Below are 23,365 nucleotides of genomic sequence, written 5' to 3' on the forward strand. Positions count from 1 at the left end.
TCGCTTCGGCGATCAGGGTCGCATCGGTCTGATCATCACCCTGATAGCCGGGCACGCAGGGCACACCGGCCGCGAGCATGCGGATCTTCGAGGCGCTCTTGTTGCCCATCGCATCGATCGACGCCGGATCGGGGCCGATGAAGATCAGGCCGGCGTCCTGCACGGCGCGCGCGAAGTCGGCGCGCTCGGACAGGAAGCCGTAGCCCGGATGAATTGCTTCAGCGCCGCTGGTCTTCGCTGCGGCAATGATCTGCTCGATGACCAGATAGCTGTCCTTCGCCGGCGCCGGGCCGATGCGCACCGCTTCATCGGCGACGCGGACATGCAGTGCGCCGGCATCGGCATCGCTGTAGACGGCGACCGTGCGATAGCCCTGGGCCTTCGCACCCCGCAGCACGCGAACGGCGATCTCGCCGCGATTGGCGACCAGCACTTTGGTGAAACGCTTCATGGCAGGCATGTTCAAGCGGGCATTCCTTGGGGAGCAAAAGCTGCGAGCCAATCGGCACGGCGGCTTTCGAAGTACGCGAGCGGGCCGCAGCTCACGAGGTTCGGATGGGGAAACTGGCGGTCGGCCAGGCGCGTCAGACCGATGTTGCTCAGCACGCGCTGCGAGACGACGTGATCGAGATCGGTGATCGCGCTGATGACGTCGAGGTTCTTCCGCGTGTAGCCGTAGCGCATCAGCGCCAGCGCCATCTCGGTGGCGTAACCCTGGCCCCAGTGCGCTCGGGCGATGCGATAGCCGACCTGGATCAGCGGCTCGCCGTGGATGTGATTCAGGCAGTGCATGCCGATGATTTCACCGGACGTGCGCAAGGACGTTACCCAGATGCCGAAGCCCGGATGCTGATCGTAGTAGGCCGTGATCCGCTGCTCGTACATCGCCTGCGATTGCTCAGGCGTCAGCACGCCACCGAGATAGCGCATCACCGCCGGGTCCGCGTTCATCGCGACCAACGATGGCAGATCGGCCTGCGCGTAGCGCCGCAGCACCAGCCGCGCCGTGCTCAGGCCATCGCCGGCATCGGCGGGCAGGTGCACGGCCAGGCTCACGCCGGGTTCGCCCACTTCGGCTTGCGCTTCTGCACGAAGGCAGTGACGCCTTCCGGCGCTTCACTGCCGCGCACGGCTTCGGCGAACTTCTGCGCGGCGTCGTCGAGCACTACGCTCATCGACTTGTGGCCGACGTCGAGGAGGATTTCCTTGGTGACTGCGTTGGCCACCGGCGCGCAGTTCAGTACCTGCGCCAGAGTCGCGTCGAGCTTGGCGGACAGCTCCGCTTCATTGGCAAAGCCTTCATGCACCAGCCCTAGCCTTAGCGCTTCGGCACCGTCGAACAAGGCCCCGGTCAGGCACAGCCGACGCGCCTGAGTCAGGCCGATGCGCTCGACGACGAAGGGCGCAATCTGCGCCGGCAGCAAGCCGCGCACGGTTTCCGGCAGGCCGAACTTGGCATCGCGCTTGGCAAAGGCGATGTCCGAGACGCAGGTCAGGCCGACACCGCCACCGAGCACCGCGCCTTCGCAGATGACGATGACCACCTGCGGCGCCGCCTGGATCAGCTGCAGCGTTTCGCCGAAGACTCGCGAGTTCACCGCGATCGGATCGGTTTCGCCATCGACGATCGGGCTCACGCCGCTGGCGAGCATTTCCTTGAGATCACCGCCGGCACAGAAATGACCACCGGCGCCGCGCAGCACGATGGCCCGCACGCTGCGGTCATCGCGTACCGCCTCGAAGAGCGCGCGAATCGCCAGGACCATGTCCTGGGTCATCGCATTGCGCGCTTCCGGGCGATTCAAGGTGGCGTAGAGCACACCGCGCTCGAAGCGAGTGGGAAAGTGGGGGTGTTGCGGAATCGTCATCGAATGTCCTCCGGATGGGCTGCCCGTTGATGTCCGGCAATCCCTGTCGCACCTTGCCGCTCGATTGCTGCTGCCACGATGACGATGCTTCTCACGAAGCCTTCCGCTTGCCCCCGTACCCCAAACCTTTCGCCAGAATTCTCAGCATGATTTCATCGGCGCCGCCACCGATCGAGTGCAGGCGCAAGTCGCGATAGAACTGGGCGACCGACGATTCCCACATGTAGCCCTGGCCGCCCCAGTACTGCAGGCAACTGTCGGTGACTTCACGCGCCAGACGGCCACTCTTCAGCTTGGCCATCGAAGCCAGCATGGTCGCGTCACGGCCGGCGATGTGTTCGGCGGTGGCGCGGTAGGTCAGCGCGCGTAGCGCTTCCACTTCGGTAGTCAGTTCGGCGAGCCGGAAGCTGATCACCTGATTGTCGAGCAGCGAGCCGCCGAAGGCTTTCCGCTGACGCGTGTAGTCAGCGGTATCGGCGATCACCCGCTCCATCGCCGCGATGATGCTGGCCGACAGGAACAGGCGCTCTTCCTGGAACTGCTGCATCTGGTAGACGAAGCCGCGGCCTTCCTCGCCGATCAGGTTGCGCGCCGGCACGCGCACTTCATCGAGAAAGATCATCGCCGTGTCGCTGGAGCGCTGGCCGAGCTTGTCGAGCTTCTGGCTGCGATCGACGCCCTTGGCATCGAGTGGCACCACGATCAGCGATTTCGACGCGTGCTGGTTGACCGATGGATCTCCCGTATTGACCAGCATGCAGGCCCAGTCGGCCTGGGTGCCGTTGGTGATCCACATCTTCGAGCCGGTGATCACGTACTCATCGCCGACCTTGCGGGCGACGGTCTTGATGCCGGCGACATCGGAACCCGCACCCGCTTCGCTGACTGCAATCGCCGCGACCATATCGCCAGCAACGGCCGGTTTCAGGAAGTTCTCTTTCAGGTAATCGCTGCCGAAGCGCGCCAGGGCAGGCGTGGCCATATCGGTCTGCACGCCGATCGCCATCGGCAAGCCGCCGCAGCTGCAATGACCGAGCGCTTCGGCGAACGCGACTTGATAGCTGTAGTCGAGCCCAAGGCCACCAACACTTTCCGGCTTGGCGATGCCGAGCAGGCCAAGATCACCCATCTTTTTCAGCACTTCACGCGCCGGCCAGATGCCCGCTTCCTCCCATTCCTTGACGTTGGGATTCAGCTCGGTCTCGACGAACTTCTTGGTCGTGTCGTAGAGGGATTGGTGTTCGTGGGTGAAGTTCATGGGCATGCTCTCTTCAATGATTTGTCTTACCGGCGAAGGCCGGTATCCAGAGTCGAAATGGACGCACTCCACCGCACTGGATTCCGGCTTTCGCCGGAATGACGAGACTTTTGGGGTGTGTGTCTAGAACCGCGCAACACCAAAGCTGTTCGGCTTGACCGTCCGCCCCTGCGCTTCGCGGCAGATCGACAAGGTCATGCCGAGCACCTTGCGGGTATCGCGCGGGTCGATCAGGCCGTCGTCGAACAGGCGGGCGCTGGCGGCGAACGCCGTGGACTGCGCATCGAACTGCTTGACGATGTTCGATTCGATCGCCGCCAACTGCGCTTCCTCCGCGTCGCCGATCGCCTTGCCTTCCTTGATCCACTTGTCGCGGGTGACGATGCTCATCACTTTCGCAGCCTGCTCGCCGCCCATGACAGCGGTGCGCGAGTTGGGCCAGGCGAAGATGAACTCCGGGCCGAAGCCGCGGCCGCACATGCCGTAGTTGCCGGCACCGAAGCTGCCGCCCATGACGATGGTGATCTGCGGGACGGTGGCGTTGGCCACCGCCTGAATCATCTTCGAGCCGTGCTTGACGATGCCGCCCTGCTCGCTCTCGGTGCCGACCATGTAGCCGGTGGTATTCATCAGATAGACCAGCGGGATGTCCGACTGGCAGCACATCTGTATGAACTGGCCGGCCTTGGTCGCGCCTCGAATGGTGATCGGCCCGTTGTTGCTGATGATGCCGACCTGATGGCCGTGGATCACCGCGCGGCCGCAGATGGTCTGCTGGTCGTACTCGTTCTTGAACTCCAGGAACTCCGAGCCATCGACCAGGCGCGCGATCACTTCGCGGCAGTCGTAGGGCTTGCGGTAGTCGGCCGGCACCACGCCGCAGAGTTCGTCGATGTCGTACAGCGGCGCGCGGACTTCGCGCAGCACCGGAGTCGGACGGTTCCGGTTCCAGTCGAGGTTGCGGACGATGTCCCGCGCGATGCGGATACCGTCGGCATCGTTCTCGGCGAGGAACTCGCCGGTGCCGGCAACCTGGGTATGCATCTCGGCACCGCCGAGGTCTTCGTCGATGGCGATCTCGCCAGTCGCGGCTTTCAGCAGCGGTGGGCCGGCAAGGAACACCTTGGCGTTCTTGCGGATCATCACCACGTAGTCGGACAGGCCGGGCATGTAGGCGCCGCCGGCGGTGCTCGAACCGTGGACGATGGTCACCTGCGGAATGCCGGCGGCGGACAGCCGCGCCTGGTTCGCGAAGGTGGTGCCGCCGGGGATGAACAGCTCGGCCTGGTACATCAGGTTGGCGCCGCCGGATTCGATCATCGACACCACCGGCAGCTTCTGATCGAGCGCGATCTGCTGCAGGCGCAAGGTCTTCTGCACGCCGAACGGCGTCATCGTGCCGCCCTTGATCGCCGAGTTCGAGGCGATGACCATGCAGCGGCTGCCTGCCACATAGCCGATGCCGGTGATCATGTTGCCGCCGGCCAGCGAGCCGTCCTTATCGTCGTGCATCTTGTAGCCGCAGAGCGTCGACAGTTCTAGCCACGGCGAGCCGCGATCGAGCATCAGGTGCACGCGCTCGCGCGGCAGCAGCTGCTTGCGCTGGTGATAGCGGGCGCGCTTGGTTTCTTCCTCGGCGCGGCCCTTGTCCTCGATGGCCCGGAACTCGGCGATCTTCGCCAGCAGGTCCTCACGGTGCTGCTTGAACTGCGGGCTGTGGGTATCGACCTTCGATTCGATGACAGGCATGAGCGGTTTCCGAAGCGTTTTCTAATGGGCCGAGCGGAATCTAGCACAAGAAATGAAGTAATCTTCATTTCTTGAATTCCCAATCATTTGTAGACCTTTCCTTTGGCCTATCGCCGCTCTCCACTGATGGAAGAACGCCTCGCGAGCAATCGCGAGCGGATCCTCGAAGCCACCCGCGGCCTGATCGCCGGCGGTGGTCTGCGCGGCGCGCAGATCAGTGCCGTAGCCAATGTCGCCGGCATGTCGACCGGCGTGATCTACCGTCACTTCAAGGCCAAGACCGATCTGTTCGTCGAAGTGCTGGCAGCGGCGGTGACCTATGAAATCGAGATCCTCGATGCGATACGGACCGGCCCCGGCACGGCGACGGAGCGCCTGTTCGCAGCCGTCGAATCGTTCACTCGCAGGGCGCTGAACGGCCCGAACCTGGCTTATGCGTTCATTGCCGAACCGGCCGATCCGGAAGTCGACATCGCCCGCATCCGCGAACGCAAGCGCTTCGCCGACCTGATCCGCGCAATCCTGGCCGATGGCGTTGCCAACGGTGAATTCCCGGCCCAGAACCTCGACGCCAGCGCCGCCTGCATCGTCGGCGCCTACACCGAAGCGCTGGTCGGGCCGATCGGGCCAGCGCGCGAAGTGGTCAAGGACCGCGAGGCGCTGATCCGTTCGATCTGCGTGTTCTGCGTGCGCGCCGTTGGCGGAACCGAAGCGGCGCGCTGAGTTCGGGCAACAGACCGCTTTCGACTGACCAGGAGCACATTCTTCTTCCTGGTGACGGAAAAGACGAAGGCCGGTTTCCCGGCCTTCGTGGGTTCAGCTAGCGATGTTGCCGCGAATCAGACCTTTGATTCGAGTTCCGGCACCAGCGTGAACAGATCGCCGACCAGGCCGTAATCCGCCACTTCGAAGATCGGTGCTTCCGGATCCTTGTTGATGGCGACGATGGTCCGCGCGTCCTTGATGCCGGCCAGATGCTGGATCGCGCCCGAGATGCCGATCGCGAAGTACAGCTCCGGGGCGATGATCTTGCCGGTCTGGCCGACCTGCATGTCGTTCGGCACGTAGCCCGAGTCGACGGCAGCGCGCGAGGCACCGACGCCGGCCTTCAGCTTGTCGGCCAGCGAGTAAATGATCGAGAAGTTCTCGCTCGATGCCAGCGCACGGCCGCCGGAGACCACGCGGTTGGCGCTCTGCAGTTCCGGACGCTCGCTCTTCTGCGCTTCCAGCTTCACGAAGCGGGTGTGGGTCGGCAAGCTCACGTCGAGCGTCTGCTTCTCGATCGGCGCGGCAGCGGCGGCATCGCCGGCCGCCTGGAACGAGGCCAGACGGATGGTCGCGACGATGCAAGGCTCGGCCGGGGCTTCGACGGTGAGGATCGCGTTGCCGGCATAGATCGGGCGATCGAAGCTGGTGGCGCCGTGCACGGCCATGATGTCCGACACCTGCTGCACGCCAAGCTTGGCGGCAACACGTGGCAACAGGTCCTTGCCGAAGGTGGTGCCCGCCGCGAACACGTGGCTGTAACCGGTCTTGGCGAGGGCAACGATCTGCGGCTCGACGATCACGGCGAGGCCGTGGTCGTTCTCGGCCCGGTCGATCTGGATGACCTTGGTGACGCCGTCGATGGCGGCGGCCTGGGCGGCAGCGGCGCTGCCATCGGCTGCGAAGACGACGACATGGATTTCGCCGCCAACGGCCTTGGCCGCGCTGACGACCTTGGCGATACCGCTGTTCAGCTTGCCTTCGGCCTGCTGGCCGATGACGAGAATCTTGCTCATGGAAATACTCCTAAGGTGTGAAGACGGTTAGATCAGGCCTTTGCCTTTGAGCGCGGTGACCAGTTCGTCAACCGTCTTCACCATCACGCCCTTCGAGCGCTTCGGCGGGGTGGCGACCTTGACGCGCTTCAGGGCGGCGGCGGCGGTGACGCCGAGATCGGCGAGGCTGACCACTTCGATCGGCTTCTTCTTCGCCTTCATGATGTCCGGCAACTTCAGATAGCGCGGCTCGTTGAGGCGAAGATCGGTGGTGATGATCGCCGGCAGATCGATTTCCAGCGTTTCCAGGCCGGCGTCGACTTCACGGGTGACCGTGGCCTTGCCGCCGTCGATCTCGACCTTCGAGGCGAACGTCGCCTGCGGCAGATCGAGCAGCGCGGCAACCATCTGGCCGGTCTGCGCGGCGTCGTCATCGATCGCCTGCTTGCCGAGGAAGAAGATTTCCGTGCCTTCTTTCTTGAACACGGCGGCCAGCGCCTGCGCGGCGGTCAGCGACTGGATTTCTTCGTCCACCTTCACGTGCACGGCGCGGTCGGCGCCGAAGGCCAGCGCGGTGCGCAGCGTTTCTTCGCACTTCGCACCACCGACGGTGACGGCGATGATTTCCGTGATCTTGCCTTTCTCTTTCAGACGAACCGCTTCTTCCATCGCGATTTCGTCGAACGGATTGACGCTGTGCTTGACGCCGTCCGTGACCACGCCCGAGCCGTCAGGCTTGACCTGGATACGAACGTTGTAGTCGATCACTCTTTTGACGCTGACCAGTGCTTTCATCTTTTCTCTCTAGCGGGCAACGGGAATTGCGGGGGATTCTAGAATTTTTGGCAGCGCTCAGGCAGTCAGCCCGGGGACGCCATGTTGGCGCAGGCGCGCGAACTCAGCGGCGCTGCCGGCGTTGAAACCGGTCTCGCGGGCGAGGCCATTGTTGAGCCGGTAAACCCAGGCATGGACACGCACTTCCTGGCCGCGTTCCCAGGCATCGCGAACGATCGTCGTTTCGCAGACGTGGGTAGCCTGTTCGACCGCGTTCAGTTCGCAGAGCAGGTCAGCGCGGCGTTCGTCATCGGGCTCGGCAGTCAGCCGCGAGCGATGCCGGTGCGCGATATCGCGCACATGCTGCAGCCAGTTGTCGGCCAAGCCGACGCGGGTGCCATCCAGTGCCGCACGGACGCCACCGCAGCCGTAATGGCCGACCACCAGCACGTGCTTCACCATCAGCACGTCGACCGCGTATTGCAGCACCGACAGGCAGTTGAGATCGGTCGGCACCACGACATTGGCGATGTTGCGGTGAACGAACACGCCGCCCGGATCGAGGCCGATGATCTCGTTCGCCGGCACCCGGCTGTCGGCGCAGCCGATCCACAGGTATTCCGGCGCCTGCAGCTTGGCCAGCCCGGCGAAGAAGCCCGGGCGCGTGCGATCGATCTCGGCCGCCCAGCGGCGGTTGTTGTCGAGCAGATGCTGGATGTCGGACATCGGAGCGCCAGTGTGTGCGGCTTACATCGCCGCGTAGTTCGGGCCGCCCGAGCCTTCCGGAGCGATCCAGGTGATGTTCTGCGCCGGGTCCTTGATGTCGCAAGTCTTGCAGTGCACGCAGTTCTGGGCGTTGATCTGGAAGCGCTTCTCGGCACCGGTGGCGATCACTTCGTAGACGCCGGCCGGGCAGTAGCGCTGCGCCGGTTCGTCATACATCGGCAGGTTCTTGTCGATCGGGATCGAAGGATCGGCCAGCTTCAGATGCACCGGCTGCTCTTCCTCGTGATTGGTCGAGGACAGGAATACCGACGACAGCTTGTCGAACGTCAGCTTGCCGTCCGGCCGCGGGTACTCGATCTTGGTGCTCTGCGCTGCCGGCTTCAGGGTCAGATAGTCCGGCGTGGTGTCGTGCAGGGTCAGCGGAATCTTGCCGCCGAACAGGTTCTGGTCGACCCAGTTGAACGCGCCGCCGAACAGGATGCCGAACTTGTGCAGCGCCGGGCCGAAGTTGCGGCTGCAATACAGCTCTTCATGCAGCCAGCTGGCCTTGAACTCGGTCGGATAGCCGCTCAGCACGTCGCCGCCCTCGGCGCCGGCCAGCAGCACCTTGGCTGCGGCTTCGGCGGCGAGCATGCCGCACTTCATCGCCGTGTGGCTGCCCTTGATCTTCGAGAAATTCATCGTGCCGAGATCGCAGCCGACCAGCGCGCCGCCCGGGAACGCCATCTTCGGCAGCGAGTTGTAGCCGCCCTTGGCAATCGCGCGCGCGCCGTAGGAAAGGCGTTCGCCGCCTTCCAGATGCTGCTTGATCACCGGGTGCTGCTTGAAGCGCTGGAACTCGTCGAACGGCGACAGATACGGGTTCGAATACGACAGATCGACGATCAGACCGACCGCGATCAGGTTGTCTTCGAGGTGATACAGGAACGAGCCGCCGGTGGATTCCGAGCCGAGGCCCAGCGGCCAGCCGGCACCGTGAACGACCAGACCCGGCTGATGCTTCGCAGGATCGATCTTCCAGAGTTCCTTGAGGCCGATGCCGTAGTGCTGCGGATCGGCGTCCTTGTCGAGCGCGAAATCCTTGAGCAGACGCTTGCCAATGTGGCCGCGGCAGCCTTCGGCGAAGAAGGTGTACTTGGCGCGGAGTTCCGGGCCCGGCGCGAAATCGGCGGTCTGCTTGCCGTGACGATCGACGCCCTTGTCACCGATGGTGATGCCGCGAACGATGCCGTCTTCGATGATCACGTCCTGGGCGGCGAACTCGGGAATGATGTCGACGCCAAGGCCTTCCGCCTGGGTCGCCAGCCAGCGCACCAGCTTGCCGAGGGAAATGATGTAGTTCCCTTCGTTGTGCATGGTCTTCGGCACGAACAGGCCGGGCAGCTTGATCGACGCCGATTCGCTGGTGAACAGATAGATGTCGTCGCGCTTGACCGGCGTTTCCAGCGGCGCACCGAGCTCTTTCCAGTTCGGAAACAGTTCGTTCAGCGCACGCGGCTCGAACACCGCGCCCGACAGGATGTGAGCGCCCACTTCCGAGCCTTTCTCGACCACGCAGACGGAAATCTCGCCACCGGCTTCGGCGGCTTTCTGCTTCAGGCGGCAGGCAGCGGCAAGACCGGCAGGGCCGGCACCGACGATGACAACGTCGTACTCCATCACATCGCGTTCAACAGTCATTTTTAGCTCGAAGAAACCGTGGCTGGATGAAATTCAATGGGGCATTCAATAGACAATTGTACCGTGCGTGCCGCGCCGCAACATACAGTTCGGACAGAAAGTGGTATGCAATCATACTATTCGGCTTCCGAACCGTGTATCCCGACCGGGCGCCGCTTCCTCATGGCTTGGCAACTCCCCGCCCAACCACTGAACTCAGATTGCTTCCTGCAGCAAGCTCGCGGGGACCGACACCGGGAATTCCAGCAGCATCTGGGCAAAGCATTTGCCCTGCGGATCGCTGCGCAGGCTGGCCGCACCACCGCCACCGAGCGCGTGATGAAGCAGGAAATTCAGGCTCGATGAGCCCGGCAGATCCCAGCGCTCGACCTTGCCCGGCGCCGCCAGCAACTGGGCGAACCAGGCAGCCACGGCGGCTGCGCTGAGCGCCGCCCGGATCGCCGGCAGGAATTCGGGTTTGCGCGCGGCGACACCGATGTTGGCGTGATCGCCCTTGTCGCCGGACCGGGCGATCGCCAGCCGGATCAGCGGCACGGTCACCGTCTCGTCGCTCGACAGACTCATCGCGTCGCTGAGCTTCGACGGCCCGGGATGAACGAAGCCGCCGGCCGTCGGCACCGCGACCGGGAAGCGCTGATCGCCAATCACCACTTCGATCACCAGCCGGTCTTTCGCGACCAGCGTCGTGAACAGACGCGGAATCATGCTCGGCTCGGGCCGCCCGCCGCCGAAATAGCCGGTGTAGCCGGGCGCCATCGCCGTCGCCGCCTGGACGATCTCGCGGGCGAACAGGCGCGTCGCTTTCGGATTCGGATGTTGAACCGCGATCTTGACCACCACTTCACGGGTCGCCGCCGCTGCCCTGCGGGCCTGCGCGCCGTAGCTTTCCTCGGCGCCGATGCAGTGAATGTCGACGCCGGTGAAATCACCGAGCTTCTGATCGAGCAGTTGCCGACGCACTTTCTCGATGATCGCGTTCGCCGAGGCCCTGCCCTTCCTTGCCGCATCGATGCCGCCGATCATGAACAGCGCTGCGCAGCGCATGCCGGCCGGATACGTCGCGCTGACCTTGTAGCTCGCCGTCGGCGCCCGGCCGACCGCACCGCTGACCTGCACGCGATCCGGCCCGATCTGTTCGAGCACAACGTCCGAGAAATCGCAGGACACATCGGGCAGCAGATAGGCGCGGGGATCGCCGATCTCGTAGAGCATCTGCTCGAGCACGGTGTTCACCGAAACGAGGCCGCCGGTGCCTTCCGGCTTGGTCACCACGAAGCTGCCATCGGCGGCGCATTCGACGATCGGGAAACCCATGTCGGCGTAGCCTGGCGCTGCCAGTTCCCAGTCGGTGAAATTGCCGCCGGTGCACTGCGCACCGCATTCGATGATGTGGCCGGCGAGACTGCCGGCGGCGAGACGATCGTAATCGGTCTCGGCCCAGCCGAACTCGTGCATCAGTGGCCCGAGCACGACTGCGGAATCGACACAGCGGCCGGTGATGACGATGTCGGCGCCGGCGGCCAGCGCCTTCGCGATCGGTATCGCCCCCAGATAGGCGTTCATCGACAGCAAGCTCGCAGGCGCGGCGGCACCGGTTTCCCATTCGACCAGATCGGCGAAGTCTTTCTTGCGCGGAATCAGGTCGTCGCCGAGCACCACGGCGACCTGGAGCTCGACACCGGCCTTCACCGCTGCCGCTTCCAGCGCCGCCTTGCAAGCCAGCGGATTCACGCCACCGGCATTGGCCACCACCTTGACGCCCTGGCGCTTGATCTCCGCCATCAGCGGCGCCATCACGTGTTCGACGAAATCGGTGGCGTAGCCGTCGTTGGCATCCTTCATCCGCTTGGCGGCGAGGATCGACATGGTGATCTCGGCGAGGTAGTCGAAAACCAGGTAATCGAGCGTACCTTTGCTCAGCAGCTGAGCCGCTGCAGTGCTCGTGTCACCCCAGAACGCAGAGGCGCAACCGATACGGACAGATCGTGAGTTCATGTCGAAATTCATTGGGACAAACCCAAAAACCAAGATCGCCAATCTGCCGGATGTGGCGCGGGATTGCCATAACAACAAGGCTTACCGCTTGCGGTCGAACAGCAAGCTCATGCGAAGACGTGAAGAACAGCAAAAACGAAAACCCTTGAAAAGCCTTTCTTGGCGTCTTGGCGTCTTTGCGTGGGCCTGCTTGGCCGGGCAACTCAGCCCAGCAGCAGCAACCCGCCCCACAGCACGGCCGCCGCGAACACGCCGGCGACCAGATCGTCGACCATGATCCCGATGCCGCCCTGCATCCGCGCATCGAGCCAGCTGATCGGCCAGGGCTTCCAGATATCGAAGATGCGGAACAGCACGAAGGCCGCGAGCAGCCCCGGCCACAGTCCGTGGCGGTTCAGGGCCAGCACCGGCAGCAAGGGTGCGGCGGCGATCACGTAGCCGACGATTTCATCGAAGACGATGCCGCCGTAGTCGTGCACGCCGAGCCGGCGCGCCGATTCGCCACAGACCCAGCAGCCGAAGATCGACAGCAAGACCGTCAGCGCGGCGAAGACCGGCAGGCTCAGATGCATCATCGCCAGAAACACCGGAATGCCGACCACAGTGCCCGCGGTGCCCGGCCCTTTCGGCATCAGGCCGCTGCCGAGTCCGAATGCGAGCAGATGCACCGGCGAAGTCATGATCTCGCGGACGTTCGGGCGCCAAGCGTTGCGGGCCGATTTCGATTTCATGCTGAGCCTGCTCCGTCGTCTTCGATAAGCGCCTTTGCGTTGATCGCCCCGCCCCACAAGCGGCTGCCGACGCTGTTCATCTGCTCCAGCTCGCCCGAGCTGTACCAACGCAGCGAGCCCGCCGCAGCGGCGGAATCGAAGGCCGGCAGCAGGCTGTCGATTCTCCGCGCAACGGCTTCACCGGTATCGAGCAGCACCACGTCCGGCCCGACGATCTGTACCAGCGCTTCGCGCAGAAACGGATAGTGCGTGCAGCCGAGCACCAGCGTATCGGCCCCGGCGGCGAGCAGCGGCAGCGCGTACTCGCGCAGCAGCGCCACCGTGGCAGGGCTATCGAGATCACCAGCCTCGACCTGCTCGACCAAGCCCGGACAAGGCTGTGTGATCACCCGCACGCTGCCACGATGGCGGTCGATCAGGGTCAGCAGCTTGCTGCCCGCGAGCGCAGCGCCGGTGGCCAGCACGCCGATAACGCCGGAGCGCGTGCGGGCAACCGCCGGCTTCACCGCTGGCTCCATGCCGACGAAGGGCACCGAGTAAGTGGCGCGCAGGTATTCGACGGCGGCGATCGTCGCCGTATTGCAGGCGACGACGATCAGCTGCGCGCCCTGCGCGAGCAGGAAATCGGTGATCACCGTCGCCCGCTCGATGATCTGGTCGGCGGACTTCACGCCATAGGGGCAATGGCCGGAATCGGCGACATAGATCGCTGATAAATCCGGCCGCCTGGCGACGATCTCGCGCAGCACCGACAGGCCACCGAGGCCGGAGTCGAAGACGCCGATCACTGGGGATTTATCAGGGAGCTTGTCGGCGGTCATCGAAGTGCTGGTAGCTGAGCAATTCAGGTTTCAGCTGCGTGCCATCGGTCGCCCACCAGCGCAAGCCGGGTTCGGCGCTGATCGTGCCGATCACGGTCAGCGGCAGCGGCGCGATGGCCGTTCGTGCTGCGGCCAGACGATCTGGCGGCAGGCAGACACAGAGTTCGTAGTCATCGCCGCCAGCGGCCTGCAAGGCGAGACGGTCGCCCGCTTCGGCCTGTCGGGCGAAGGCTTCCGACACCGGCAGCGCATCCGCCTGCAGATCGGCGCCGACGCCGCTGGCCGCGAGCACATGGCCGAGATCGCCGGCAAGGCCGTCGGACAGGTCGATCGCGGCGTTGGCAAATCCTCGCAGCAGAAGGCCGGCTTCGAGCCGCGGTGTCGGCCGATCGAGCCGTGCGTGGAGTGCAACGAGATCGTGTTCGCTCTGCGCGCAGGGCGAGCGGTTTTCAGATCCGTTCAATTGCAGACCCAGCGCGGCATCGCCGAGCGTGCCGGTGACGCAGATCTGATCGCCGAGCTTTGCGCCGTCACGGCGCAGCGACGAGCCCGCAGGCACCGACCCGACAGCGGTGATCGTGATCGACAGATTGCCGCGCGTGGTGTCGCCACCGACCAGCGCAATGCCGTGCGTGCGGGCCAGGGTGCCCAGACCATCCGCGAAGCCAGCAAGCCAGGCTTCATCGGGCTGCGGCAAAGTCAGCGCCAGCAGGAACCACAGCGGCTCAGCCCCCATCGCCGCGAGATCGGACAGGTTCACCGCCAGCGCTTTCCAGCCGATGTCGTACGGCGCAGTGGTCAGCGGAAAATGCCGTCCGGCGACCAGGGTGTCGCTGCTCATCAGCAGCTCGTGGCCAAGGGGAGGAGCGAGGATCGCGGCATCGTCGCCGATGCCGAGCACCACGCCTTCGGCCGCTGGACTCAGCGGCGCGAAGTAGCGGCGAATCAGTGCGAACTCGTCCATCACCAGGCGAGCGGGCGCGTTACCTTCAGCCGCCGATTTCGGTGGCCCGCACCTGGCGCGCGATCTTGTCGAGCACGCCATTGACGAACTTGTAGCCGTCCTCGGCGCCGAACACCTTGGCCAGATTGACGGCCTCGTTGACGACCACGCGATACGGCACTTCCGGCCGGTTGTTCAGCTCGTACACGGCCATCAGCAGCACCGCGTATTCGACCGGATCGAGCTGGTTCAGCGGGCGATCGAGATGCGGCACGATCTGCGTGGTCAGCGTTGCGGCATCGGCGACGGTGCCGCGCAGCAATTCACCGAAATATTCCGGATCGGCACGGCCGAGGCCGTCCGGCATTTCGCGGAATTCCTTGATCAGGGTTTCCGGCGCGGTCTGATTGAGGATCCACTGGTAGACCGCCTGCACGGTCAGACGCCGGGCCAGGCCGCGGCGGCTGGTCGGGTTGACGCCCAAGCTGGCGGCGTTGCTGGCTGAACTGCCAGGTGAATGGCTGGGCAGAGGCTCAGACATCGATCGAATCCAGCAGGCGGATCATTTCGAGCATCGCGGCGGCGGCTTCGTAACCCTTGTTTTCCTTGCCCGGCTTGCAGCGCTCGTAAGCCTGTTCCGCCGTGTTGACGGTCAGCACGCCGAAACCGAGTGCCACGCCGTAGATCTGCGCGGCTTCGCGCAGGCCTCTGGAGCATTCGCCGGCAACGAATTCGAAGTGCGGAGTATCGCCGCGGATCACCGCACCCAGCGCGACCACGCCCTCGAACTTGCCGCTATCCATCAGCGCCGACGCCGCCAGCGGCAGCTCGAAAGCACCGGGCACCATGAACGACTGCACGTCGCGCGGCGACACGCCCCAGTCCTTCAGGCATTTGTGGACGCCGACGGTCAGCGCTTCGACGACTTCGACATTCCAGCGCGTCGCGACCACGGCGATGCGCTTGCCTTTGAACTCGCCCTTCTCCGGCTTCGGCGGCGCGGCGTAGCCACTTTTGTGAGCGATTTGGGGGGCGCTCTTGGCGGCGGCGGGCTGCGGCTGCTTCACCGTGGCTTTCTGGACAGCTTTCTTGACGGCTTTGGGCACGGGGCGCTCTGCGGTGGACATCAGTGGGTGTGAACGTATTCGACGACTTCAAGACCGAAGCCGGACAGCGCCTGCATCTTGCGCGGCGCACCGGACAGCACGCGCATCTTGCGCACGCCGAGGTCGGTGAGGATCTGCGCGCCGATGCCGTAGGTGCGCAGGGTCTGTGCCTCGTCCGAGGTCTGCGACGGCGCCGTGGCGTGCGGCGTGCTCAAGGCGACGATCTGCTTGACGACGTCGCGTGGCGAACTGTTCTTGCGCAGCAGCACGATGACGCCGCTTCCCTCTTCGGCGACGCGCTGCAGCGCCTTGCGGATCGGCCAGGAGAAATCGCTGTGTTCGACGCACAACACGTCGGACAGCAGATTGCCGATGTGGACGCGGACCAGGGTTGGCGCTTCCGCATCGACGGTGCCGCGCACCATCGCCATGTGCAGCGTGTTCTCGACCGCATCCTGGTAGGTGACCAGGCGGAAATCACCGAACTCGGTATGCACCGTGGTTTCGGCGACGCGCTCGATGGTGTGCTCGTGATGCAGGCGATAGCGGATCAGATCGGCGATGGTGCCGATCTTCAAGCCGTGCTCGCGGGCGAACACTTCGAGGTCCGGACGGCGGGCCATGGTGCCGTCGTCGTTGAGAATCTCGACGATCACCGAGGCCGGCTCGACACCGGCGAGGCGGGCCAGATCGCAACCCGCTTCGGTATGGCCGGCGCGGGTCAGCACACCGCCCGGCTGGGCCATCAGCGGAAAGATGTGGCCGGGCTGGACGAGATCTTCCGGACGGGCATCGGCCTTTACCGCAGCCTGAACCGTGTGGGCACGGTCATGCGCGGAGATGCCGGTGGTCACGCCTTTGGAGGCTTCGATCGACACCGTGAACGCGGTCTGATGCAGGTCGTCGCCATAGGCGACCATCGGCGGCAGGCGCAGCTGGCGGCAGCGTTCGGCGGTCAGGGTCAGGCAAATCAGGCCGCGCCCGAAGCGCGCCATGAAGTTGATGTCCTCAGGCCGGCACAGACTTGCCGCCATGATCAGATCGCCTTCGTTCTCGCGATCCTCGTCGTCCATGATCACCACCATCTTGCCGGCGCGGATGTCGGCGACGATGTCTTCGATCGGATCGAGCGTGCTACCGCGCGCGTCGGCAGCGCGAGCTTCGGAAATCGGATGGATGCTGCTGATCTTGCTGCTCATGACGTTCTAGCCTCCAGCAGGCGTTCGAGGTAACGGGCAATCAGGTCGACTTCGAGGTTGACCTTGCTGCCCGGCACCAGCGCGCCCAGCGTCGTGTTTTCCCAGGTGTGCGGCACGATGTTCACTTCGAACCGGCTGCCGGCCACTGCATTGACCGTCAAGCTTACTCCGTCGATCGCGATCGAGCCCTTGCGGGCGATGTAGCGGGCGATGAGCTGCGGCGCTTCGAACGTCAGCCGCCAGGAGCGCGCGTCGACGTGTTTCTCGACCAGATGGCCAACGCCGTCGACATGCCCGGACATCATGTGGCCGCCGAGCGGCTTGTGTGCGGTCAGCGCCCGCTCGAGGTTCAGCGGCGTGCCGGCGATCCAGCTGCGGGCAGTCGTCGCGTCCAGTGTCTCGACGGAAACATCGGCGACGAAGGCCTTGCCCGGCAGCGCGACGGCCGTCAGGCAGACGCCGTTGGAAGCGATCGAATCGCCGAGATTGACGCCATCCAGATAGGCACCATCGGTGGCGATGGTCAGGCGCAGATCGCCGCCGACCGATTCCAGCTTTTCGATGCGCCCGAGCGCTTCGACGATTCCGGTGAACATCCTTAACTTCCTTTGCCCGCGAGACGAGCAGTGATTTTGAGATCCGGGCCGAGCAACTCGGCCGCAGTGAATTCCAGCGCCACATGATCGGCCAGCCGCGTAAGGCCCGGCAGGCGGACGAGCCCGCGGGCGGCGTCGCCGAGCAGCTTCGGTGCGGCGTAGACGATCAGCTCGTCGACGAGATTGGCGCGCAGCAAGCTGCCGGCGAGGCGCGGGCCGCATTCGACCAGCACTTCGTTGACGTCGCGCGTGGCAAGGAAAGCCAGCGCGGCTGGCAGGCTGACCTGGCCATTGGCGTCTGCCGATAGCGCGACCATTTCGACATTGGCGACGGGATGTGCCGGCGCATCAGCCGTCAGCCAGAAACGCCTCGCACCTTCGCGCCAGACCTTTGCCGTCTTCGGCACGCGGCCATGGCTATCCAGAACAATTCGATCCGGCTGCCGCCAGTTCTGCTCATCGGCAATCGGCAATCGCACAGTCAATTCGGGATCATCGGCGAGCACCGTTTCACTGCTGCTCAGCACCGCGCCGGCTTCGGCGCGCAGGCGGTGCACGTCCTCGCGCGCCTGCTCGCCGGTGATCCAGCGGCTTTCGCCATTGGCCATCGCGGTGCGGCCGTCGAGGCTCATTGCCAGCTTCAGCGTCACCCAGGGCCGGCGGCGTTCGATGCGTGACAGGAAGCCGCGGCACAAGGCGCGCGCTTCGGCTTCCATCAATCCGGACGCGCATTCGATGCCGGCCGCACGCAGCTTCGCAAAACCCTGTCCGGCGACCTGATCGAACGGATCGCCGACCGCCGCGAACACGCGGGCAACGCCAGCGGCGATCAGCGCATCGGCACAGGGCGGCGTGCGGCCGTGATGGGCACAGGGTTCGAGCGTCACGTAGACATCGGCACCACGCGCCAGCTCGCCAGCCGCACGCAGCGCGAACACTTCGGCATGCGGCTCGCCGGCGCGTTGATGCCAGCCTTCGCCGACGACGCGCTCATCACGGACGATCACGCAGCCGACTCTGGGATTGGGATGCGTCGTCGCTCGGCCCTGCGCGGCCAGCGCCAGCGCGCGGGCCATGAACTGTCGCGGCTCGCTCACTTGACCCGCTTGGTCGCCCTGGCAGGCTTTTCGTGTTCGGTGGCGAGGCGCTTGGCGGTGGCGGCGGCGATCGCTTCCGCAGCCGGCAGGTCGGCGGCGATCAGCGGCAACTGGCTGCGCCGGGCTTCCGGCGTCGGCAACTGTTCCAGGCGATTGATCTCTTCGCGGAAGGCGTTGACGTCCTGGAACGAGCGGTAGATCGACGCGAAACGCACATAGGCAACGTGGTCGAGATCGCGCAGCTCGTCCATTACCCATTCGCCGATCCGCATCGATGCCACTTCACGTTCGTTGACCGCGCGCAGCTTGCGCATCACGTTCTCGATCGCGTGATCGACCTTCTCCGGCGGCACCGGCCGCTTGAAGATCGCGTGCTCGATACCGCGGCGCAGCTTGTCCTCGTCGAACGGTTCCGGTGTGCCGGAACGCTTGAGCACGTACGGCATCTGCAGCAGCGCGCGTTCGTAAGTCGTGAAGCGGGCATCGCAGACCGGGCACTCGCGGCGGCGCCGCACCTGGGTGCCATCTTCGAACAGCCGCGAGTCGATGACCCGGGTGTCGGTCGCTTTGCAGAACGGGCATTGCATGCGCGCGCCGGCCTCAGTTCGAGGACGACAGCTTGCGCAGCAGAGCCCGGTTCATTGGTTCACGCAGCCTTCTTCAGGGCGCGATAGACCGGGAACCGCGCGCACAGCGCTTCGACTTCGCCACGCACGCGCAGCACGGTGGCATCGACGTCGCCGCCGCTGCTCATCGCATCGACGATGTCGGCGATCCAGCCGGCGACCGAGGCCATTTCCGCTTCCTTGAAGCCACGGGTCGTCGAGGCCGGCGAGCCGAGACGCAGGCCCGAGGTCACGAACGCCGACTTCGGATCGTTCGGCACCGAGTTCTTGTTGGCGGTGATGTGGGCCTTGCCGAGCGCTGCTTCGGCGTCCTTGCCGGTGATGTTCTTGGCCACCAGATCGAGCAGGAACAGATGGTTGTCGGTGCCGCCCGACACCACCTTGTAACCGCGATCGAGGAACACCTTGGCCATCGCGCGCGCGTTGGCGACGACCTGCTGCTGGTAGACCTTGAACGATGGCTGCAGCGCTTCGCGGAAGGCCACCGCCTTGGCGGCGATGACGTGCATCAACGGGCCGCCCTGGATGCCCGGGAACACGGCCGAGTTGAGCTTCTTGTACAGCTCCTCGCCCTGCCCCTGCGCGAGGATGATGCCTCCGCGCGGGCCGCGCAGCGTCTTGTGCGTGGTGCTGGTGACGACATGGGCGTAGGGCAGCGGGCTCGGGTATTCACCGGCGGCGACCAGACCGGCGACGTGCGCCATGTCGACCCAGAAATAGGCGCCGACTTTGTCGGCGATCTCGCGCATCCGCTTCCAGTCCTTGACGCGCGAGTACGCCGAGAAGCCGCCGATCAGCAGCTTCGGCTGGTGCTCCAGCGCCAGGCGTTCCATCTCGTCGTAGTTGATCAGGCCGGTTTCCGGGTCCAGGCCGTAGGGCACGATCTTGTATTGCTTGCCGGAAAAATTCGCCGGATGGCCGTGGGTCAGGTGACCGCCCTGCGCCAGGTTCATGCCCATCACCACATCGCCCGGATTGACCAGCGACAGGAAGATCGCCGCGTTCGCCTGGGCGCCGGAATGCGGCTGCACGTTGGCGTAATCGCAGTTGAACAGCTGCTTGACACGGTCGATCGCCAGCTGCTCGGCAATGTCGGCGAACTCGCAGCCGCCGTAATAACGCTTGCCCGGATAACCCTCGGCGTACTTGTTGGTCAGCTGGCTACCCTGCGCTTCCATCACGGCCGGGCTGGCGTAGTTCTCGGACGCGATCAGCTCGATATGCGCCTCCTGACGGCCGGCTTCGGCGACCAGGGCGGCGTTGAGTTCGGGATCGGACTGAGCGAGTGACGGGGCGTTGGTGAACATGGGCTTCTGAGTGAGGCGTGAGTAGTGCGTAATTGGGGGAGCGAGGCGAAACGGCGAAGTCGTTCGGCCTTTACGCCTCACGCCTTCGCCAGACAGATTCAGTCGACGACTTCCATCATCAGATCGAGCGCGCGCCGGGCCGGCACGGCGATCTCCTGCGGCACCCGGATGCGGTTGACGACGGTGCCGGCAACCAGGTTGTCGAGCACCCAGGCGAGATGCTGAGGATCGGTGCGGAACATCGTCGAGCACATGCAGACCATCGGCGACATGAACTGCACGGTCACGCCTTTCGGCTTCATCTCGTCCCGAAGCCGGTTGACCAGGTTCAGCTCGGTGCCGACCAGCCAGTGCGAACCCGGCTCGGCAGCGCGGACGATGCGCAGGATGTATTCGGTGGAGCCGACGAAATCCGAGGCCTGACAGACCTCGTAAGAGTTCTCGGGATGGCTGATGACGTGGCCGTTCGGCACTTCGCGGCGGAATTTCTCGATCTGCGCCGGATGGAACATCTGGTGCACCGAGCAGAAGCCCTTCCAGAGGATGATCCGGGCGTTGCGGATCTCGTCGTCGGTCAGGCCGCCGCGGGGCTTCATGAAGTCCCAGGTGACCATCTGTTCGAGCGGGATGCCCATGGTCAGACCGGTATTGCGGCCGAGATGCTGATCCGGGAAGAACAGCACTTTCTCGCGCCGGCCGAACGACCATTCGAGCACCGCACGGGCATTGCTCGAGGTGCAGACGATGCCGCCGTGATTGCCGCAGAAGGCCTTGAGATCGGCCGCCGAATTGATGTAGGTGACCGGCGTGACCATCTCATCCGGATCGAGGATCGCGGACAGCTCCTCCCAGCACTTGCGGACCTTGACCAGATTGGCCATGTCCGCCATCGAGCAGCCGGCGGCGAGATCGGGAAGGATCACGTTGCGCTGGCCATCGGTGACGATGTCGGCGACTTCGGCCATGAAATGGACGCCGCAGAAGACGATGTATTCGGCCGTGGTCTTGGCAGCGAGCTGCGACAGCTTCAGCGAATCGCCCGAGAAATGGGCGTGCTTGAACACTTCGTCGCGCTGGTAGTGATGGCCGAGGATGGCCAGACGATCGCCGAGGATCGCTTTCGCGGCCTCGATGCGGGCATCGCAGGACTCGTCGTCCAGCAGGTTGAACTGATCGATCTTCAAAGCGGCTGACATGCCGGACCTCCTTCGATCGCCGCCAGCGGCGCTGTGCGGCAGTGCGTCATTTTAGTCGAACTCCCCCGCCCGGGCCCTGTCCAGGCCGGATGGCACCATCGTCGATGGCGCCGCTCCGGCTTGGACCGTCCCTGCTACGTCTTCAGGGCGCGGGTGTAGGCGTAGCAGTGGTCGTGAACGATGCCGTGGCAGTGAACGGCGCCGTGCCCGCGGTATCGGCCGGATTGGCAATCGTGCCGGTGATCGTGGCGGTACCAACGGTCGGACCACCGGAAACCACCTGGCCGGCAGTCCGGGTGTTGTTGCTGACGTTGACGATGGCCGTGTTGTCCGAGGTGAACAGCGTGCGGCGCGTGACTTCCTGCGTCCTGCCGCTGGCATAGGTACCGGTGACGACCAGCGGCGTGATCAGGTTGCTGCCGGCCGGGAACGGGGGGGGGTGGCAGGCGCCATCGAGATGCCGGTCAGCACATCGACCACGGTGGTGATTGGCACCGATTGCGTCGGTAACACCGTCCCGGGGGCGGTGTCCGTCTTGCCGACGGTGAACGTGGCACTGACACTGGCCGATCCCGCCGTCAGCGAGCTGAGCAGGTTGGTGATCCCGGGTACCAGATTGAATGCTGCGACCGCCGTGTCCGTCGAAGTGAATACCGCCTGGATGCTGATGTCTTGCTGCGGTCCACCGTCGCCGAAGTCGGCCAGCACGGTGAACGGCTGAGTATTGCCGACGATCAGGGGATCGGTAGCCAGCGCCGGCGGCGGCACCATGGTGATCGCCGTGATCGGCGCCACGGTGATCGCGGTGTCCACAGTGCTCGAGCAGGACGCGAACGAGACGCGGGCGGTCAGCGGATCACCAGGGGCGACACCGACGATCACGCCACTGGCCGGATCGATCGTCGCCACCGCGGTATTCGGCGTCACGAATGCCCAAGCCGCAGCCGCATCGACATTGACGGTTGCGCCGTCGAGGATCGCCTGCACGTCAAGATCGATGGCCGTGTTCGGACCGATACGCATCGCACCACCGGGAATATCGGTGGCGATATTGGTCTGCGGATTCTTCGCCTGAACGAAGAAGCTGCTCGGCGTGCCGACGGTGATGACGATCGAATCGGAGAAGCCGCTGAACGTCGCGGTGACCGTCGAAGTGCCCGGTGCAACCGGCGTCAGCACGCCTGGCGTGTAGAAACCCACCGCAGGCAACGGCAGCGGCTCATCGCCATTGCTGACCCGTACTACGTCCGGGTTGGAGCTGGTCCAGCGCACCCGCTGGGTGAAGTCAGCAGCACCGCCGTCATCGAAGACCAAGGTTGCCGAAACAGCGGTGCGCAAGCACTGGAACACCCGGCCGGACGCGGCATCGACGGTACCGTCCGGCGAATTGACGACCAGACGGACCGGACCGGAACCGCTGCCGATCGGATCACAGCCCGACAGACCAAGAAGGCTTGCGCAGAACAGCAACGGCAACAGGGCGCGGACACCCGACAGGCGAAACTTGATCATTGGACCTCAGGCCTCGGTAACGGAGACGGCACGCGGAGCCGCTGCCGGAGAGACAGTGGAACGGATCGACAGTTCGCGCAGCTGCTTGCCATCGACCGTGCCGGGGGCATTGGTCAGCGGGCAATGGGCGGTCTGGGTCTTCGGGAAAGCGATCACTTCGCGGATCGAGCTCGCGCCAGTCATCAGCATCACCAGACGGTCCAGACCCAGCGCGATGCCGCCATGCGGCGGCGCACCGAACTTCAGCGCATCGAGCAGGAAGCCGAACTTCTCGCGGGCTTCCTCGTCGCTGATGCCGAGCAGGCGGAACACCGCGCTCTGCACATCGGCGCGATGGATACGGACTGAACCGCCGCCCACTTCCACGCCGTTCAGCACCAGGTCATAGCCCTGCGACAGCACGGTGCCCGGATTGGCTTCG

The 23,365-nt window shown here is 64.8% G+C and carries 25 protein-coding genes; 2 read left to right on the forward strand and 23 right to left on the reverse strand.

Annotation, left to right across the window (positions count from 1 at the left end):
• The 5 genes from Q0D45_RS13080 to Q0D45_RS13100 all read right to left on the reverse strand — a co-directional run.
• Positions 1 to 451 (reverse strand): biotin carboxylase N-terminal domain-containing protein (locus Q0D45_RS13080; RefSeq protein ID WP_293393507.1); only part of this gene is annotated, 451 nt, incomplete at its 3' end.
• A gap of 11 nt (positions 452 to 462) precedes the next feature.
• On the reverse strand, positions 463 to 1,056 hold the full coding sequence (locus Q0D45_RS13085) for a GNAT family N-acetyltransferase (RefSeq protein WP_293393509.1): 594 nt from the start codon (positions 1,054 to 1,056) through the stop codon (positions 463 to 465).
• The gene (locus Q0D45_RS13090; protein ID WP_293393511.1) at positions 1,053 to 1,868 is read right to left on the reverse strand and encodes an enoyl-CoA hydratase-related protein; all 816 of its coding nucleotides are present in this window, start codon (positions 1,866 to 1,868) and stop codon (positions 1,053 to 1,055) included. Before Q0D45_RS13090 ends, Q0D45_RS13085 begins: the two co-directional genes overlap by 4 nt.
• 91 nt (positions 1,869 to 1,959) lie before the next feature.
• The gene (locus Q0D45_RS13095) at positions 1,960 to 3,126 is read right to left on the reverse strand and encodes an acyl-CoA dehydrogenase family protein (RefSeq protein ID WP_293393513.1); all 1,167 of its coding nucleotides are present in this window, start codon (positions 3,124 to 3,126) and stop codon (positions 1,960 to 1,962) included.
• 123 nt (positions 3,127 to 3,249) lie between these two features.
• Positions 3,250 to 4,875 carry an acyl-CoA carboxylase subunit beta gene (locus tag Q0D45_RS13100; RefSeq protein ID WP_293393515.1) on the reverse strand — a complete coding sequence of 542 codons (1,626 nt, stop codon included), beginning with the start codon at positions 4,873 to 4,875 and terminating at the stop codon, positions 3,250 to 3,252.
• A 102-nt stretch (positions 4,876 to 4,977) separates the two neighbouring features.
• Between Q0D45_RS13100 and Q0D45_RS13105 the strand changes: the two genes are divergently transcribed.
• Positions 4,978 to 5,598 carry a TetR/AcrR family transcriptional regulator gene (locus Q0D45_RS13105; RefSeq protein WP_366946443.1) on the forward strand — a complete coding sequence of 207 codons (621 nt, stop codon included), beginning with the start codon at positions 4,978 to 4,980 and terminating at the stop codon, positions 5,596 to 5,598.
• A 116-nt stretch (positions 5,599 to 5,714) separates the two neighbouring features.
• Here Q0D45_RS13105 and Q0D45_RS13110 read toward each other — a convergent pair whose 3' ends face one another.
• The 16 genes from Q0D45_RS13110 to nadA form a co-directional block, all read right to left on the reverse strand.
• Positions 5,715 to 6,656, reverse strand: a complete 942-nt coding sequence (locus tag Q0D45_RS13110; RefSeq protein ID WP_293393519.1) for an FAD-binding protein — start codon at positions 6,654 to 6,656, stop codon at positions 5,715 to 5,717.
• Between the two features lie 27 nt (positions 6,657 to 6,683).
• Entirely contained in the window at positions 6,684 to 7,430 is a 747-nt protein-coding gene (locus Q0D45_RS13115) for an electron transfer flavoprotein subunit beta/FixA family protein (protein WP_293393521.1), read from the reverse strand.
• Positions 7,431 to 7,487: 57 nt separating this feature from the next.
• Positions 7,488 to 8,135 carry a carbonate dehydratase gene (gene can, locus Q0D45_RS13120; protein WP_293393522.1) on the reverse strand — a complete coding sequence of 216 codons (648 nt, stop codon included), beginning with the start codon at positions 8,133 to 8,135 and terminating at the stop codon, positions 7,488 to 7,490.
• A gap of 21 nt (positions 8,136 to 8,156) precedes the next feature.
• Positions 8,157 to 9,815, reverse strand: coding sequence for an electron transfer flavoprotein-ubiquinone oxidoreductase (locus Q0D45_RS13125; protein ID WP_293393523.1), 1,659 nt, complete (start codon positions 9,813 to 9,815; stop codon positions 8,157 to 8,159).
• Between the two features lie 195 nt (positions 9,816 to 10,010).
• Complete coding sequence (locus Q0D45_RS13130) at positions 10,011 to 11,810, reverse strand: acyclic terpene utilization AtuA family protein (RefSeq protein WP_293393525.1); 1,800 nt, start codon at positions 11,808 to 11,810, stop codon at positions 10,011 to 10,013.
• Positions 11,811 to 12,013: 203 nt separating this feature from the next.
• The gene (locus Q0D45_RS13135; RefSeq protein ID WP_293393527.1) at positions 12,014 to 12,541 is read right to left on the reverse strand and encodes a phosphatidylglycerophosphatase A; all 528 of its coding nucleotides are present in this window, start codon (positions 12,539 to 12,541) and stop codon (positions 12,014 to 12,016) included.
• Positions 12,538 to 13,362 carry a glutamate racemase gene (gene murI / locus Q0D45_RS13140; protein WP_293393529.1) on the reverse strand — a complete coding sequence of 275 codons (825 nt, stop codon included), beginning with the start codon at positions 13,360 to 13,362 and terminating at the stop codon, positions 12,538 to 12,540. The genes Q0D45_RS13135 and murI overlap by 4 nt, the downstream gene beginning before the upstream one ends.
• Positions 13,340 to 14,326, reverse strand: a complete 987-nt coding sequence (gene thiL, locus Q0D45_RS13145; RefSeq protein ID WP_293393531.1) for a thiamine-phosphate kinase — start codon at positions 14,324 to 14,326, stop codon at positions 13,340 to 13,342. The genes murI and thiL overlap by 23 nt, the downstream gene beginning before the upstream one ends.
• 25 nt (positions 14,327 to 14,351) lie before the next feature.
• Complete coding sequence (gene nusB / locus Q0D45_RS13150; RefSeq protein ID WP_293393533.1) at positions 14,352 to 14,846, reverse strand: transcription antitermination factor NusB; 495 nt, start codon at positions 14,844 to 14,846, stop codon at positions 14,352 to 14,354.
• Complete coding sequence (gene ribH / locus Q0D45_RS13155) at positions 14,839 to 15,411, reverse strand: 6,7-dimethyl-8-ribityllumazine synthase (protein ID WP_293393535.1); 573 nt, start codon at positions 15,409 to 15,411, stop codon at positions 14,839 to 14,841. The genes nusB and ribH overlap by 8 nt, the downstream gene beginning before the upstream one ends.
• 20 nt (positions 15,412 to 15,431) lie before the next feature.
• Complete coding sequence (gene ribBA, locus Q0D45_RS13160; protein WP_293393537.1) at positions 15,432 to 16,610, reverse strand: bifunctional 3,4-dihydroxy-2-butanone-4-phosphate synthase/GTP cyclohydrolase II; 1,179 nt, start codon at positions 16,608 to 16,610, stop codon at positions 15,432 to 15,434.
• Entirely contained in the window at positions 16,607 to 17,206 is a 600-nt protein-coding gene (locus tag Q0D45_RS13165; RefSeq protein WP_293393539.1) for a riboflavin synthase, read from the reverse strand. The genes ribBA and Q0D45_RS13165 overlap by 4 nt, the downstream gene beginning before the upstream one ends.
• Positions 17,207 to 17,208: 2 nt before the next feature.
• A complete protein-coding gene (gene ribD / locus Q0D45_RS13170; RefSeq protein WP_366946444.1) occupies positions 17,209 to 18,282 on the reverse strand; it encodes a bifunctional diaminohydroxyphosphoribosylaminopyrimidine deaminase/5-amino-6-(5-phosphoribosylamino)uracil reductase RibD in 1,074 nt (357 codons plus the stop codon).
• Between the two features lie 17 nt (positions 18,283 to 18,299).
• Positions 18,300 to 18,890, reverse strand: coding sequence for a transcriptional regulator NrdR (gene nrdR / locus Q0D45_RS13175; protein WP_293393561.1), 591 nt, complete (start codon positions 18,888 to 18,890; stop codon positions 18,300 to 18,302).
• 59 nt (positions 18,891 to 18,949) lie between these two features.
• Positions 18,950 to 20,236 (reverse strand): serine hydroxymethyltransferase, encoded by a 1,287-nt coding sequence (glyA, locus tag Q0D45_RS13180; protein ID WP_293393563.1) that lies wholly within the window; start codon positions 20,234 to 20,236, stop codon positions 18,950 to 18,952.
• A gap of 98 nt (positions 20,237 to 20,334) precedes the next feature.
• A complete protein-coding gene (gene nadA / locus Q0D45_RS13185) occupies positions 20,335 to 21,432 on the reverse strand; it encodes a quinolinate synthase NadA (RefSeq protein WP_293393565.1) in 1,098 nt (365 codons plus the stop codon).
• Between the two features lie 173 nt (positions 21,433 to 21,605).
• On the opposite strand from nadA, the gene Q0D45_RS13190 reads away from it, so the two are divergent.
• A complete protein-coding gene (locus Q0D45_RS13190; protein ID WP_293393567.1) occupies positions 21,606 to 21,815 on the forward strand; it encodes a hypothetical protein in 210 nt (69 codons plus the stop codon).
• Positions 21,816 to 21,840: 25 nt separating this feature from the next.
• Here Q0D45_RS13190 and Q0D45_RS13195 read toward each other — a convergent pair whose 3' ends face one another.
• Together Q0D45_RS13195 and Q0D45_RS13200 are read right to left on the reverse strand one after the other, a co-directional pair.
• Entirely contained in the window at positions 21,841 to 22,944 is a 1,104-nt protein-coding gene (locus tag Q0D45_RS13195; RefSeq protein WP_293393569.1) for a hypothetical protein, read from the reverse strand.
• Between the two features lie 6 nt (positions 22,945 to 22,950).
• On the reverse strand, positions 22,951 to 23,365 hold a 415-nt coding region (locus Q0D45_RS13200), incomplete at its 5' end, for an amino acid--tRNA ligase-related protein (RefSeq protein ID WP_293393571.1).

This window comes from Nevskia sp. (genome assembly GCF_023266035.1).
GTDB lineage: Bacteria > Pseudomonadota > Gammaproteobacteria > Nevskiales > Nevskiaceae > Nevskia.

Excerpts from the sequence above, each read along its gene's own strand:
- Q0D45_RS13090 (WP_293393511.1), bottom strand. The coding sequence starts at position 1,868 with ATGACGATTCCGCAACACCCCCACTTTCCCACTCGCTTCGAGCGCGGT.
- Q0D45_RS13095 (WP_293393513.1), bottom strand. The coding sequence starts at position 3,126 with ATGAACTTCACCCACGAACACCAATCCCTCTACGACACGACCAAGAAG.
- Q0D45_RS13100 (WP_293393515.1), bottom strand. The coding sequence starts at position 4,875 with ATGCCTGTCATCGAATCGAAGGTCGATACCCACAGCCCGCAGTTCAAG.
- Q0D45_RS13110 (WP_293393519.1), bottom strand. The coding sequence starts at position 6,656 with ATGAGCAAGATTCTCGTCATCGGCCAGCAGGCCGAAGGCAAGCTGAAC.
- Q0D45_RS13115 (WP_293393521.1), bottom strand. The coding sequence starts at position 7,430 with ATGAAAGCACTGGTCAGCGTCAAAAGAGTGATCGACTACAACGTTCGT.
- can (WP_293393522.1), bottom strand. The coding sequence starts at position 8,135 with ATGTCCGACATCCAGCATCTGCTCGACAACAACCGCCGCTGGGCGGCC.
- Q0D45_RS13125 (WP_293393523.1), bottom strand. The coding sequence starts at position 9,815 with ATGACTGTTGAACGCGATGTGATGGAGTACGACGTTGTCATCGTCGGT.
- Q0D45_RS13130 (WP_293393525.1), bottom strand. The coding sequence starts at position 11,810 with ATGAACTCACGATCTGTCCGTATCGGTTGCGCCTCTGCGTTCTGGGGT.
- Q0D45_RS13135 (WP_293393527.1), bottom strand. The coding sequence starts at position 12,541 with ATGAAATCGAAATCGGCCCGCAACGCTTGGCGCCCGAACGTCCGCGAG.
- murI (WP_293393529.1), bottom strand. The coding sequence starts at position 13,362 with ATGACCGCCGACAAGCTCCCTGATAAATCCCCAGTGATCGGCGTCTTC.
- thiL (WP_293393531.1), bottom strand. The coding sequence starts at position 14,326 with ATGGACGAGTTCGCACTGATTCGCCGCTACTTCGCGCCGCTGAGTCCA.
- nusB (WP_293393533.1), bottom strand. The coding sequence starts at position 14,846 with ATGTCTGAGCCTCTGCCCAGCCATTCACCTGGCAGTTCAGCCAGCAAC.
- ribBA (WP_293393537.1), bottom strand. The coding sequence starts at position 16,610 with ATGAGCAGCAAGATCAGCAGCATCCATCCGATTTCCGAAGCTCGCGCT.
- Q0D45_RS13165 (WP_293393539.1), bottom strand. The coding sequence starts at position 17,206 with ATGTTCACCGGAATCGTCGAAGCGCTCGGGCGCATCGAAAAGCTGGAA.
- ribD (WP_366946444.1), bottom strand. The coding sequence starts at position 18,282 with ATGGCCCGCGCGCTGGCGCTGGCCGCGCAGGGCCGAGCGACGACGCAT.
- nrdR (WP_293393561.1), bottom strand. The coding sequence starts at position 18,890 with ATGCAATGCCCGTTCTGCAAAGCGACCGACACCCGGGTCATCGACTCG.
- glyA (WP_293393563.1), bottom strand. The coding sequence starts at position 20,236 with ATGTTCACCAACGCCCCGTCACTCGCTCAGTCCGATCCCGAACTCAAC.
- nadA (WP_293393565.1), bottom strand. The coding sequence starts at position 21,432 with ATGTCAGCCGCTTTGAAGATCGATCAGTTCAACCTGCTGGACGACGAG.
- Q0D45_RS13195 (WP_293393569.1), bottom strand. The coding sequence starts at position 22,944 with ATGATCAAGTTTCGCCTGTCGGGTGTCCGCGCCCTGTTGCCGTTGCTG.